Below are 12,912 nucleotides of genomic sequence, written 5' to 3'. Positions count from 1 at the left end.
TGGATGTGGCCGCAGGCTGGGGAACGGGCGCAGGGGCCGGCGCCGCCGCGGGCCTCGGCGCTGCGGAGGGCCTGGGTGTCGGCGCGGGCACAGGTTGGCCGGATGCGGCTGTTGCCGGTGCCGGATTGGCAAGAGGCGTCGCGCCCGCCGGTCGCCCAACGGGTCCGGGGGCCGGAGAGGCCACGGGCTTCGGCGGCGCCGCGGATTTCGCGGCGGCGGAGGCGTCCTGCCGGGTGTCGGCGGTGAGGGCGGATGCGGCTCCGGCCGTGGCCGGGGGCTTTTGAGCGAGGGCAGGCTTGGGTTGGGCGCCTGGGGCAGGAGCCGGCGTCGCGGGGGCGGCCGCCGCCGTCGGGGTGGGCTTGGGCGCGGATGTTCCGGCCGAGGGCGCTGGCTTCGCAGCGTTGGGCGCCACTGGCGGGGTCGTCCCGGAAGCGGCGACAGGAGCGCTGGCGGGCGCAGCGTTCGGGCTAGCGGCGCTCGGCGTCGTCGGGTTGGCGGTCGCAGCGCCCGCGTTTGCCGTCGCGGGTTTGGGCACGGCGGGTTTTGGCGCCGCAGGCTTGGGCGCCGCAGGCTTGGGCGTCGCAGGCTTGGGCGCCGCCGGCTTGGCCGAAGGGGCGCGCATGGGCGCAGCGGCCTCCTCGCGCAGGCCGTCCCACGGGTCCGCGTCGTCCTCGGCGCGGGCGGCGCCGGGCAGCAGCAGCGATCCGGCCAGAAGAAGGTGGAGAAGGCCCGGCCGGGTCATGAGGGCGCCTTCAGCAGGATCTCGATGCGCCGGTTCTGAGGCGCGTTGGGATCGGCGGTGTTCTTGAGGTTGCGGTCGGCGAGGCCCTCGATGGCGGTGACGCGCTTTTCGTCCAGCCCGCCGCGCACCAGCATGTAGAGCGCCATGTGCGCCCGCGCGCTGGAGAGCCGCCAGTTGTCGTAGGTGTCGGAGCGGAACGGCCGCGCATCGGTGTGGCCGCGAATGACGATCTCGCCCTGCCGCGCGCCGAGCTTCCTGGCGATCTCGCCCATGGCCCGCACGAAGCGGGCATCCGGCACCGCCGAGCCCACCGGGAACATGGTGAAGTCGAGATCGTCCGTGAGATCGACGATGAGGCCTTCCTTCGTCGCGCGAACGTCCACGCGCGGGGCCGCGCCGGCGGGCCCCACGGTGGCGGCGACCACCTGCTTCAGCTCGCCTTCCAGATCGCGCGCCGCCTTGCCGGCCGCTGCGGCCTGTGCGGCAGCCTGGTTGGCGGCGGCCTGCGCCTTGTCCGCCTCCGCCGGCTTCGCTGCGGCGGTGGTGGCATCGGGGCGGCCGGAGGGCTGGTCCACCTTGGAGGGCTTCGCCTGCGGGTTGCGCGCCTGCCGTCCGCTGGACATCTGCCAGTAGGTGGGATCGAACGGATCGCGGTTCACGTCGCCCGCCCCGGTGCCCGGAGAGCCGGTATCGCCGAGGGCGGCATCGGGCGTCCCGCCCGCGCGCGCCTCGGCATCGCCCGCGAGCTTGTTCAGCACCGCATAGGGATCGCGGAAGGCAGCGCGTTCCTTGTCGCCCTGCTGCCGGTCGTCACCCGCGCCGGTCTCCGGCCCCGTGGTGTTCTTCAGGCTGGACTGCTTGTCGCCGTCGGAAGAGGTGCCCTTGGCCTTGGTGTCCTCGGGGTCGTTCAGTCCGCGCACGTCGGTGATGCTGGAGGCGAGATCCACCGGATTGAAGTAATTGGCGATGGCTTTCCGCGTATCCTTGTCGGTGACGTTGATGAGCCACATGATGAGGAAGAAGGCCATCATCGCCGTCATGAAGTCGGCGTGCGCCACCTTCCAGGCGCTCGAATGGTGCTCATGCTCCTCGTCGTCGTGGCGCTTGACGATGATGAGTTCGCCATGGCCTTCCTTGCCGGACATGCCGTGCTCCCCCTCAATTGCCGTGGGCGGCGGCTACCGCCCAGCCGGAGAGCTGCGTCTCCAGCAGGCTGTCGTCGCAGGTGATCTTGAGGTCGCTCGCCGGCCCTTCCGCGAGGACGATGCCCGGGACGTCCGCGAGCCGCGCGGATAGCGCCGCCGCGAGGTCGCCCGAGCCGGTGATGGTAATGGACGGCCCAGCCGCCCCGCCGCGCAGCAGCTCCCGCACGCGCCGGGCCAGCTCGTCCAGCGCGCGGGCGCGGGCGGCGCCGCTCACGAAGGGGCGCAGCACGGCGGCGAGCGCTTCGCAGATGCGTCCCTCCACCGCGTCGAGGCCCGTGCCGATGAGGCCGGCGAGCCGTTCGCTTTCCTCGGCGCACCAGCGGACGCGGGCCTCTGCGATCTCCTCCTCGAGGCGCGCGGCGAAGGCGGCCTCGGCATCGGCGAGCTGCTGCTCGCAGGCGGCCAGCGCGATGGCCGCCTCCTCCAGCGCGAGGCGCCGGGCCTCCTCGGCCGCCGTGCGGATGGCCTCCGCTCCGGGCGGCTCATGCGGGCGCAGGGCGGGGGTCGGCGTGAGCCCCGGCACGGGCGGCACGGCGGTCACCGGAGCGGAGCCCCGGACCGCCCCCCGCGGCGCGACGCCGAAATGCGGCAGATGATGGAGAAGCGCGGTGGTGCTCATGCGCGGGCGTCCTGATGGAGCCACTGACGCAGGATCGCGGCGGCCTGCTCCTCATCGAACTCGACGATCTGCTCCAGCCGCTTCTGCGGCGAGCGGTTGATCCGGCTGGTGAGATCCTCGATGAGGCTCACGGCGCCCGGCGTCTCATCGCCGCCAGCGGCATCGCCCGGCACCACGGAGGGGCCGGCGACGGCGGCGAGCGGCGCGCCGCCCGCCAGCATGGCGGCCTCGATGGCGTCCGCATCCTCCACCTCGTCGCGCTCCGGCCGGGCAAGAATGGCGCGCACGGCGGGCCGGAGGCCGAACCAGATCACGAGCCCGGCGACGATGAGGATGGTGGCGGCGTTGATCATGGTGCCGGCCTGCCGCAGCAGCAGCTCGGACCACGGCAGCGGCGGCACCGGCTCCAGCCCCGCCCCGCCATTGGCGAAGGAGACGGCCGCGACCTTCAGCTTGTCGCCGCGCTCCTTGTCGAAACCGGCGGCGGAGGCGACGAGCTGCTCCACCTCGTAGAGCTGCTGCTCCACGGGAATGGCATCGGCCCCGCCCGCCGCGCCCACGAGGCGCTCCTTGCTCACCAGCACGGCGATGGAGAGGCCGCGCACCACGAAGGCTTCCCGCACGGTCTGCACGGTGCGGGTGGAGACCTCAAAATTGGTCAATTCCTCGCGGCGGGAGGAGTTCTCGTTGGAATCCGTGCCGCCGTCGCCCTGCTGCTGCTGGCCGGGGATGTTTTGCTGGACGGACGTGTTGGGCTGTTTGGTCTTGTTCTGGCTCTGGCCCAGCTCCTTCACCACCCGCACCGAGCGCTCCACCTTGGAGGCGGGATCGAACGTGGTCTCGGAGGTGGTGACGCGATCCGTATCGAGGCGGGCGGAGACCTGCACCTCGAAATTGCCGAGGCCGAGATAGGGCGCGAGCGTGCGGCGGACCTTCTCCTCGGTTTCGCGTCCCACCTGCTGCTGGAGCATGGATTTCTTGCCGGCGGCGGCGCTGGCGCCGTCCTCGCTGGAAGAGAGCACCGCGCCCTCGGTGCTGAGCACCGTCACCTGGTCCATCTTCAGGCCCGGAATGGCGGCGGCGACGAGATGGCGGATGGCCTGCGCGGTGGAGGAATCCTCCGCCGTCTCGGTGCGGATGACGACGGAGGCGGAGGCGGTCTGCTGGTCGCGGCGGAAAGATCCGCGCTCGGGCAGGACGATGTGGACGCGCGCCGCCTTGATGCCCTTCATGGTCTGGATGGTGCGGGCAAGCTCGCCTTCCAGCGCGCGCACCCGCGTCACCTCCTGCATGAAGGAGGTGAGGCCGAAGGCACGGACGTCGTTGAACAATTCGTAGCCGGTGTTGCCGCTCTGCGGCAGGCCCTTCACCGCCAGCAGCATCCGGGCGCGGGCGGTGTCGGAGTGGGAGACGAGGACGGTGGTGCCGTCCGAATTCACGTCGAAGGGGATGCCCGCATCTTTCAGCGCGCCGCCGATGCGGTTCACGTCCTCGCGGGTGAGGTTGGCATAGAGCGGCTCGCGCTCGGGCTGGCCGAGATACCAGGCGCCGAGCGCCACGGCGGCCACCGCCGTGAGGGCGATCAGCGCCAGCGCGATCAGGCGCCGGGCGCCGAGGTCGCGCAGATTGCGCCAGAGTTGCTCCAACTGCTCTTTGCCGATCATCGGCGGATCTCGTCTGATTGCGGCGCGCGGACGCGCACCTCAGGGACCGGGCACGCGCGGGGGACGGGACCCGTCGCGCTCATGTGCCTCGGGCGGCAATCTCGACGGTCAAACTTGCCTGAGCGTTGCTCTCTGCGCGGTCATCGCCCGGCTCGTCCGGGCGATCCACGGTGAGGCCGGGGAGGGGCTTCGGACATGGGACATGCGGTTGGGTGGATCCCCCGGACGAGCCGGGGGATGACAGCTCCGGGACGGGAGGGGAGAGGGCAAAAAAATGGCCACGCTCCGGGGGCGGAGGTGGCCGAGGGGGGCGTCGGGGGAACGCAGAAACTCAGGGCACGCCGGAACGCCGCCGGAGGGAGCGGCGCCCGCGCGCTAATCGCCGCGCCCGGAGGCGCGGCGGGGGACGCGATCAACGGAACAGGGTCATCACGTTCTGCGAAGAGCTGTTCGCGATGGACAGGGACTGCACCGCGAGCTGCTGCTGCGTCTGCAGGGCCTTCAGCTTGGTCGACTCCTCTTCCATGTTGGCATCCACGAGGGTGCCGATGGACGAGGTGTTGAGGTCGATCAGGCTCTGGGCGAAGGTCTGCTGCGAGTCGAGCCGGGTCGAGGTGGTGCCGAGCGTGGTGGCGCCGTTCTGCAGCTGCTGCATGGTGGCGTCCACGACCTTCACATAGGCCTGGATCTTCGCGAGGTCCGCGTCGGTGTTGCCGAGGCCGGACACGTCGAAGTCCGTGATGGACTCGGTGCCCGCCGTGGCGGTGCCGCCGATGACGTACTTGGTATCCATGAAGCCCTTGAGGCTGCCCGCGGTCGTGTCCACGGTCACGGTGGCGCCGCCGGTGACGTTCGCGGCCGTCGCCACGGCCGTGACGGCCTTGTCGAGGGTGGTGGACGTGCCGGTGGAGGTGCCCGTGGTGGAGGCGTCGTAGACCGTGAACGAGCCCGTATCGATGGAGGTGGACCCCACCGTCACGGTCGAGCCGGTGCGCGAGAAGGACGACAGCAGGTTCTTGGTGCCGTTGAAGCCCGAGGCGCTGGTGTCGACCGACAGCCAGTTGCTGCCGTTCATCACGGTGTTGTCGGCGGTGGTCTTGATTTCGCTGACGTAGGACGAGATTTCCGTCTGCAGCTTGGCCCGGTCGACGTTCGGCGACAGAGCGGCCGTCAGGTTGTTCTTGATCTTCGCCAGCGAGGCGACCACCGCGTTGACGCCGCTGGAGGCCGCGTCCACCGAGTTCTTGTCGAGGCTCATGGCATCCTTCACCGCGCCCAGCGCCCCGTTGTCGGAGGTCAGGGTGGTGGCGATGGACCAGTAGGCCGCGCCGTCGTTCGCGGAGTTGATCCGCTTGCCGGTGGAGACGTGGGCGTTGGTGGTGTCGAGGTTGGAGTTGATCGTCCGCAGGGTCTGCAGGGCGACCATCGCCGAGTTGTTGGTGATCAGGCTGGTCATGGGAATGTCCCTCTGTGACTGGAAATGAAGGGGGACATGCCGGGCTTGCACCGGCATGGCAGGGCGGCGTCATGCCTTTGGATGGCCGGACTTTGTGGAGATCCGGCGCCCGGGCCTTTCGGACCGGTCAACCTGCCATGGAAGAGACGTTAGACGCGCAAGCTTGCGCGAGGCTTGCGGGGGAGGAGGGGCGAGGGCGACGGCGGTGCCAGCCGCCATGCGCCGGCCCACGCCGCTGTCATGGCCGGGCTTGTCCCGGAAGTCGGCTGTTGCCGACTTCCGCCTTCGAGAACGGAACCCGCAAACATGCGGGTTCCGGCCATCTACGTGCTTCGATCGGGAATGGTCTTTTGGCTGTTGGCTCAAGTGCTTCGACGTGGATGCCCGGGACAAGCCCGGGCATGTCGAGGGTGAATGCGGTGGTGGCGCTCGATTGTTCAAACAGACTCTGAGGGAGTTCAGAAGAACGAGCGTATCAGGCCGCCCACGAGCAGGTTCCAGCCGTCGATGAGGATGAAGAACAGGATCTTGAACGGCAAGGAGATGACCGCCGGCGGCATCATCATCATGCCCATGGACATGACCAGCGTCGCCACGATCATGTCGATGATGAGGAAGGGCAGGACGATGAGAAATCCGATCTCGAAGCCGCGCCGCAGCTCCGAGATCATGAAGGCGGGGATGAGCACCCGCATGGGCACCTTCTCCTCGCCGGCCTTCGCTTGCCCGGCCCGCTCCGGCGCGGGGGCATTCGCCGCATCCTCCACCGGCTTGTCGCGGGAGGCGATGTCGGTGAACAGCTGCAGGTCCTTGCCGCGCACGTGGGTCAGCATGAAGTCGCGGAAGGGATCGGCGATGCGTTGCAGCGCCTCCTCCTCGCCGATGCGGTTCTCGGTGAGGGGCTTCACGCCGTCCTGCCAGGCGCGGTCGAAGGTCGGCCCCATCACGTAGAAGGTCATGAACAGGGAGAGCGACACCAGCACCAGATTGGCCGGCGTCGAGGGCAGGCCGAGGCCCGAGCGCAGGAAGGAGAAGGCGATGACGAAGCGGGTGAAGCTCGTCACCATGATGAGCAGCCCCGGCGCCACGGACAGCACCGTGAGCAGGGCCACCATCTGGATGAGCCGCCCCGCCGTGCTGCCGCCGCCCTCGGGCAGAAGCTGATCCAGCGAAGGCATCTGCGATGTCGCTTGCGCCAGAGCCGGGGTTGCGGAGAGGAGCAAGGTGGCCGCGAGGAGCGCGGACACCAGCGCCGGCAGATGTGCCGGCAAGCGTGCCGCCTTCACTGCACCACCAGCGTCGAGACGATCAGTTCGTCCACCTTGCCGTCGGAGCGGGCACGGGCCCGCTCGTTCAGGTCCTCGCGCAGATGCTGGAGCGCGCTCGGGCCTTCGAGCTGGCTCAGCGCCAGCGTGCGCATGTAGGCCATGATGTCCTCGCGCAGCTCGGCGGCGGTCACGTCCGGATTCACCAGCGCGCCGTTCTTGAACACGATGGCCGTCTCGACACGGATGAAGGTGGAGGAGGGGGCGGCGAGGTTCACCACCACCGGCTTCAGATCCTTCAGCACCAGGTCGCCGGAATGGCGCAGCGGTGGTGCCGGCTTCTTCTCCGGCTCGGCCGCCACTTTCTTCGTCACCGCCTGCTCCACCGTACCGGCGAGCTGGAGCCCGAGCCCCGCGCCGGCGGCGAGGGCCAGCAGCGTGACGATGAGGAGCGGCAGGAGAAGGCCGGGCTTCTTCTCCGGCGACGGGGCGCCGGCGCGGGCGGGAGCTGCGGTCGCCATCACGTCACCAGGGGGTCACGACGTCGTAGATGCGCTGGCCCCAGGCGGGCTGCTGCACGTCCGTGAGCCGGCCGCGTCCGCCGTAGGAGATGCGCGCCTCGGCGATCTTGTCGTAGGGGATGATGTTGGTGGCCGACACGTCCAGCGGGTTGACGATGCCGGCGATGGTCAGCTCGCGCACCTCGTAATTGACGAGGATTTCCTGCGAGCCGCGGATGACGAAATTGCCGTCGGGCAGGATCTCGGTCACCACCACGGCCACGGAGAGGCGCAGCTTCTCCGAGCGGTCGATATTGCCCTTGCCCTTGGTCTTGGTGTCGCCGTTGATGTCGAGATTGCCGGAGCCCGCGCCCGCGTTCGCCCCCTTGCCGAAGCCGGAGAGGTTGAGCGCGGCGTCGAAGCCGAGATTGCTCTTGGATTCCCGCGAGCGGTCGGTGGCGTTGTCGAACTGCGCCTTGTCGTCGATGGCGATGGCCACGCGGATCACGTCGCCCACCTTGGCGGCGCGCAGGTCGCGATACATGCTGGACGAGCGGTTGAGGTCCCAGGTGGAGCGGAAGGTGGTCTTCTGCGGCTGCTGGAAGGTCATGGGCAGCGGCTCGCGCTGGGCGGTGTCGAGGCCGTAGCCCACGGGCGTCAGCGTCGGGCCGGTGGCGAGGTTGTCGTAGGTGCTCTTGCAGCCGCCGAGGGCGAGGCAAGGAGCGGCGAGGCAGGCGAGGGCCGCGAGGGCGCCGCGAGGGGGGAGCAGGGCGCGCATCAGCCCGGCCGTCCGGCGGTGCGGGGGGCGTCGGGGCGGGCATCCTGCGCGCGGCGGGCCATGCCCACCATGGTGGAGGTGAGGCGCGCGGCGCGGGCCGGCTCGCTCTCGTTGAGGATGGCACTGGCGACGCGGGGCGAGAGCCGCGCCAGCACGGCGGCGGCCATGTCCTCGTTCATGGCCGCGAGCTGGGCGGCGGCGGCGTCCGGGCGCATCTGCGAGACGACCGCGATGAGGCTGTCGTCGGCCTTCTTCAGGAACGCCTCGCGGCGGGCCAGCCACTCCTGATATTCGGCGCGCTTGGCCTCGAGCTGGGCGAGGCGGGCCTCGATCTCCTTCTCCATGGCGGCGAGCGCGGCCTGCTGGCGGGTAAACCGGGCGTCGGCGGCGGCGTCGGCGATGTTGCGGCAGTAGAGGGCCGCATTCTCTCCGGCGGCGGCATCGGGGGCGGCGGCCGGCTCGGCGCGGGCGGGCGGCGGGGTCATCAAAGCGGTGCCGCAGACCACGGCGAGGGCCAAGGTGGCACCGGCGCCGCGACCGCTCCTGGATCTCGCCCGGGCCGCCCTGCGGCGCCGCGCGGTGACGAAGACGGCATGAAGCCGCGTGCAGGAGACGCGCCGGAGCGCGATCACGCCCACGAACAGCGAGCACGAGACCGCGGCGATCGCATAGACGAATGCGGCGTCCAGCAGGACCGTCGACACGGGCATTGGAACCTCCTCCTCTTCCCCGAGGGGCGCCGGCAAGGCGCCTTGGATGGTTCCGGTCTAGGCGGAGAGACTTGCGTGACGCTTGCGGGGGCTGTCTGCGCCCCCGCCGGTTCACTGGAACACGAGTTCCGCCTGCAGCGCGCCGGACGTCTTCACCGCCTGGAGGATGGAGATGATGTCCGAAGGCTTCAGCCCGAAGCGGTTGAGGCCGTTCACCAATTGCTGGAGGTTGGTGCCGCGGACGATGCCGATGGGCCCGCCGCTCTCGTCCGCCTGGATGTTGGTGCGCGGCACCACCACCGTCTCGCCGAAGGTGTAGGGCTCCGGCTGGGACACCTCGGGCGTCTCTGTCACCTGCACGGTGAGATTGCCCTGGGTGACCGCGAAGGTGGAGACCTGCACGTTGCGGCCGATGACCACCGTGCCGGTGCGCTGGTCCACCACCACCTTGGCCGGCGTGTCGGGCGTGATGCGCAATTCGCCGATCTCGGCGATGAAGCGGGCGGTGCCGGAATTGGGCGGGCGCTGCACCACCACGGTGCGCAGATCGCGCTCGCGCGCGAGGCGCTTGCCGTAGCGAGCGTGGGTGTAGGCGTTGATGACGTCGGCCATCAAGGCGGCGGTGCGGAAATCCGGATTGGTGAGGTCGATGAGGATTTCCGGCAGCTCGGAGAGCTGGCCGGGGATCTGCCGCTCCACCAAGGCACCGTTGGCGATGCGCCCGGCGGTGGGCACGCCCTGGCTCAGCGTCTCCGCCTGTCCGGTGATCTGGATGCCGGACACGATCTGGCCCTGCGCCACCGCATAGGTCACCCCGTCCGCGCCGTTGAGGGGGGTCACGAGCAGCGTGCCGCCCCGCAGGGACGTCGCATCGCCCAGCGACGCGATGGTCACGTCGATGCGCGTGCCGAGGCCGGCGAAGGCGGGCAGGTTCGCCGTCACCGCCACCGCCGCCACGTTCTTGGCGCGCAGCGACAGGCCCTGCACGTTGATGCCCATGCGGTCCAGCATGGATTGCATCGCCTGCTCGGTGAAGGGCGAGTTCCGCAGCGTGTCGCCCGTGCCCTGCAGGCCGATGATGAGGCCGTAGCCCACGAGCTGGTTGTCGCGCACGCCCTGGATGGAGGAAATGTCCTTGATGCGCGTCGTCGCCTGCGCGGCCGCGGGGCCGGCGAACGCGGGGAGGGCGGCGAGGAGCGCGGCGAACACCGCAAGCGCGCGGCGGATCATCGGGTCTTCACCCACACGGTGCCGTCGCCGGCCACCTCGCCGACGATGATCTGGCCGGAATCCATGTTCTTGAGCCGGATGGTCGCGCCCGCCGCGCCCGAATCCAGCGGCATGCCGTAGCCGGAGATGGCGAGACCGCCGTCCTTGAGCTGAATGCGGGTGGCGACGCCCTTGGTGACGAGGGTCACGTCGGCGAGCGCGTTGAGCGGCACCGGCTGGCCGGCGGCGATGACCCGCCGGGCCGACTTGCCCACCACGGCTGAGGCCTGCAGCGCGATGCCGCCGCGATCGAGAACGGCGTCGGACACCTCGTGCTGCGCCAGCATGCCGGCGGAAATGACATCGCCCGGATAGAGGGTGACGGCGGCGACCGGAATGCGGGCCGTGAGCGCAGGCTCCGCCGCCGGGCGCGCTGGCGCGGTGCGCTGGGGCTCCACGTCCTCGCGGCCGGCGGCGGCCTGCTGGGCCAAGGAAGAGATGCTCTGCGCCATGGCAGGGGCGGCACCGGCGCAGAGCACGGACATCGCGCCGGCGAGGAAGCCGGCGCGCATCCGTAAACTCCTACGCGCGCGGCGCCGCGCCGGATGGGTCATCACCGGATTCCCTTCGACACGACCCCGGCCATGTCGTCGGCGGCCTGGATGACCTTGGAGTTCATCTCATACGCCCGCTGGGCCTGGATGAGCTGGGTGATCTCCTTGATGGGGTCCACGTTCGAGCCTTCCAGATACCCCTGCACCACGGCGCCGAAGCCGGTGGTGCCGGCGACGCCCGTCACCGGCTGGCCGGAGGCGGAGGTCTCCCGATAGAGGTTGTCGCCAAGGGGCTCGAGGCCGGAATCGTTGGCGAAGGTGGCGAGGGTGAGCTGGCCCACCAGCGTCGGCGACGTCTGGTTGGCGATCTGCGCATAGACCTGCCCGCTCTCGTTGATGACGATGCTGCTGGCATCCTGCGGCAGGGTCAGCGCCGGGTTCAGCGCATAGCCGTCGGCGGTCACGAGCTGGCCGGTCGGACCCTTGTTGAAGGAGCCGGCGCGGGTATAGAGCGTGTCGCCGGACGGGCTGGTGATCTGGAACCAGCCGCGCCCGTTGAGCGCGAGGTCCAGCGGGTTGCCGGTCTGCGCCAGCGGGCCCTGAAGATGCAGGTTGCGGATGCCGATGGTGCGCACGCCGAGGCCGACGAGGGCGCCCTCCGGCACCGGCTCGGCGCCGTCCTGGTTGGGCACGCCCTGGGCGCGCTCGGCCTGATAGAGCAGGTCCGTGAACTCGGCGCGGGCGCGCTTGAAGCCGGTGGTGTTGATGTTCGCGATGTTGTTCGCGATCACCTCCACATTGGTCTGCTGCGCCGACATGCCGGTCGCGGCGATGGCCAAAGCTCTCATGTCACTCTCCTCAGATGGCCATCCGGCTGATTTCCTGATAGGCGGCGACCACCTTGTCGCGCACCGCGATGGCGGTCTGGAGCGTCTGCTCGGCCGACATCACCGCCTCCACCACCTGCTGCACCGACACCTTGCCGTGGATGCCGGAGATGGCGCTCACTTCGGCGGTCTTCACCTGGTCCACCGCGTCCGACGACATGCGGGCGAGCATGGTGGAGAAATCGGAGATGCTGCCCGCGCTCTGGGTGGCGCTCGCGGCCTCGGTGGCGCGGACGGCGGTGGTGGCGCTCGCGGCGGTGGTGCGGCTCAGGGCATTGAGGGAAACGGCGTCGATCATCACGGCGTCCTCAGAAGATCGATGGTCATGGCGACCATGGAGCGCGCCTGCTTGATCATCTGGAGGTTGGCCTGGTAGCTGCGGCCGGCCTCCCGAAGATCCGCCATCTCGGCGAGCGGATTGACGTTCGGCACCTTCACCCGTCCCTCGGCATCGGCGGCGGGGTTGCCGGGGTCGAACTCCACGGAAAAGGCGCTGCGATCGACGCTGGTGGCCTTCACCTTCACCCGCGAGGCGCCGAGGGTGCGGTCCGGCTCCTGGGCGAACTGAACCGTCTTGCGACGATAGGGATCGGCGCCCGGCGTGGTGCCGGTGGAGCGTGCGTTGGCGATGTTTTCGGCGACGACGCGCATGCGCTGCGTCTGCGCGGCGAGGCCGCTCGATGCGATGCCGGTGATGGTCTTGAAGGGATCGCCGATCATGATTTCACGCTCGCGAGGATCATGCGGTGGAAGGAGCGGACGATGGAGGTGTTGAGCGAATAGGCGCGGTTCACCTCGTCGGCCTTCAGCATCTCCTGCTCAAGGCTCACGCTGTTGCCACTGTGGGACGTGTCCCAGCCGTCTCGCGGGGCGACCTTGGCAGCGTCGATGCCGCCGGCGGCGACGTCCATGTGGCTCTGCGAGGTCCGGGCGACGGAAAGCCGCGTGCGGTCGAGGATGGCGCTGAACGGCTCGGCGTCCACCGCCTTGTAGCCCGGGGTGTTGGCGTTGGCGATGTTGCCGGCGATCGCCGTCTGCCGCACCGTCGCCCACTGGGCGTGCCGGGAGGCAAGATTGAACAGGAACAGGGGCTCCATGGCACATTCCCCGGATGAACCGCGATGGTCTCGCGCGCCTTCGGAAGGGGCGAGGGATGAGAAGTGCTAGCGCGCCAACCTTGCCCGAGGCTGGGTCGGCGGGGCTCTCCGCGTCGTGAAGCCGACTCCCTCCTTTGGGGTCATCGCCAGGCTTGTCCGGACGATGACGGTGCTCAGTGGGCGGACGCGTGGTGGCCGCCGGCGGCTGGCCCGGTCAACCGCCTAT

At 69.9% G+C, this 12,912-nt stretch carries 14 protein-coding genes; all 14 read right to left on the bottom strand.

Going from position 1 to position 12,912, the window contains the following annotated elements; all coding sequences use genetic code 11:
* Positions 1-738: 738 nt before the first annotated feature.
* On the bottom strand, positions 739-1,887 hold the full coding sequence (locus tag ACT535_RS19340) for a flagellar motor protein MotB (protein ID WP_476365667.1): 1,149 nt from the start codon (positions 1,885-1,887) through the stop codon (positions 739-741).
* A gap of 13 nt (positions 1,888-1,900) precedes the next feature.
* On the bottom strand, positions 1,901-2,566 hold the full coding sequence (locus tag ACT535_RS19335) for a hypothetical protein (protein ID WP_476365666.1): 666 nt from the start codon (positions 2,564-2,566) through the stop codon (positions 1,901-1,903).
* Positions 2,563-4,230 carry a flagellar basal-body MS-ring/collar protein FliF gene (gene fliF / locus ACT535_RS19330; RefSeq protein WP_476365665.1) on the bottom strand — a complete coding sequence of 556 codons (1,668 nt, stop codon included), beginning with the start codon at positions 4,228-4,230 and terminating at the stop codon, positions 2,563-2,565. The genes ACT535_RS19335 and fliF overlap by 4 nt, the downstream gene beginning before the upstream one ends.
* A 412-nt stretch (positions 4,231-4,642) precedes the next feature.
* Positions 4,643-5,686 carry a flagellin N-terminal helical domain-containing protein gene (locus ACT535_RS19325; RefSeq protein ID WP_168457412.1) on the bottom strand — a complete coding sequence of 348 codons (1,044 nt, stop codon included), beginning with the start codon at positions 5,684-5,686 and terminating at the stop codon, positions 4,643-4,645.
* Positions 5,687-6,144: 458 nt separating this feature from the next.
* Positions 6,145-6,864 carry a flagellar type III secretion system pore protein FliP gene (gene fliP, locus ACT535_RS19320; protein ID WP_168457413.1) on the bottom strand — a complete coding sequence of 240 codons (720 nt, stop codon included), beginning with the start codon at positions 6,862-6,864 and terminating at the stop codon, positions 6,145-6,147.
* A 104-nt stretch (positions 6,865-6,968) separates the two neighbouring features.
* Positions 6,969-7,472 (bottom strand): flagellar basal body-associated FliL family protein, encoded by a 504-nt coding sequence (locus tag ACT535_RS19315; protein ID WP_168457414.1) that lies wholly within the window; start codon positions 7,470-7,472, stop codon positions 6,969-6,971.
* 4 nt (positions 7,473-7,476) lie between these two features.
* Complete coding sequence (locus ACT535_RS19310) at positions 7,477-8,229, bottom strand: flagellar basal body L-ring protein FlgH (protein ID WP_476365664.1); 753 nt, start codon at positions 8,227-8,229, stop codon at positions 7,477-7,479.
* Complete coding sequence (locus ACT535_RS19305; RefSeq protein WP_476365663.1) at positions 8,229-8,939, bottom strand: MotE family protein; 711 nt, start codon at positions 8,937-8,939, stop codon at positions 8,229-8,231. The genes ACT535_RS19310 and ACT535_RS19305 overlap by 1 nt, the downstream gene beginning before the upstream one ends.
* 111 nt (positions 8,940-9,050) lie before the next feature.
* A complete protein-coding gene (gene flgI / locus ACT535_RS19300; protein WP_476365662.1) occupies positions 9,051-10,169 on the bottom strand; it encodes a flagellar basal body P-ring protein FlgI in 1,119 nt (372 codons plus the stop codon).
* Positions 10,166-10,720, bottom strand: coding sequence for a flagellar basal body P-ring formation chaperone FlgA (flgA, locus tag ACT535_RS19295; RefSeq protein WP_476365661.1), 555 nt, complete (start codon positions 10,718-10,720; stop codon positions 10,166-10,168). Before flgA ends, flgI begins: the two co-directional genes overlap by 4 nt.
* A gap of 41 nt (positions 10,721-10,761) precedes the next feature.
* Complete coding sequence (gene flgG, locus ACT535_RS19290; RefSeq protein WP_029556023.1) at positions 10,762-11,550, bottom strand: flagellar basal-body rod protein FlgG; 789 nt, start codon at positions 11,548-11,550, stop codon at positions 10,762-10,764.
* Between the two features lie 10 nt (positions 11,551-11,560).
* Positions 11,561-11,887 (bottom strand): flagellar hook-basal body complex protein FliE, encoded by a 327-nt coding sequence (gene fliE, locus ACT535_RS19285; RefSeq protein WP_476365660.1) that lies wholly within the window; start codon positions 11,885-11,887, stop codon positions 11,561-11,563.
* A complete protein-coding gene (flgC, locus tag ACT535_RS19280) occupies positions 11,887-12,309 on the bottom strand; it encodes a flagellar basal body rod protein FlgC (RefSeq protein ID WP_476365659.1) in 423 nt (140 codons plus the stop codon). Before flgC ends, fliE begins: the two co-directional genes overlap by 1 nt.
* Complete coding sequence (gene flgB, locus ACT535_RS19275; RefSeq protein ID WP_168457421.1) at positions 12,306-12,686, bottom strand: flagellar basal body rod protein FlgB; 381 nt, start codon at positions 12,684-12,686, stop codon at positions 12,306-12,308. Before flgB ends, flgC begins: the two co-directional genes overlap by 4 nt.
* Between the last annotated feature and the right edge of the window lie 226 nt (positions 12,687-12,912).

This window comes from Xanthobacter sp. DMC12, from assembly GCF_056314105.1.
The sequence above is the reverse complement of the archived record's forward strand: the minus strand, read 5'-3'. Positions and strand labels throughout refer to the sequence as shown.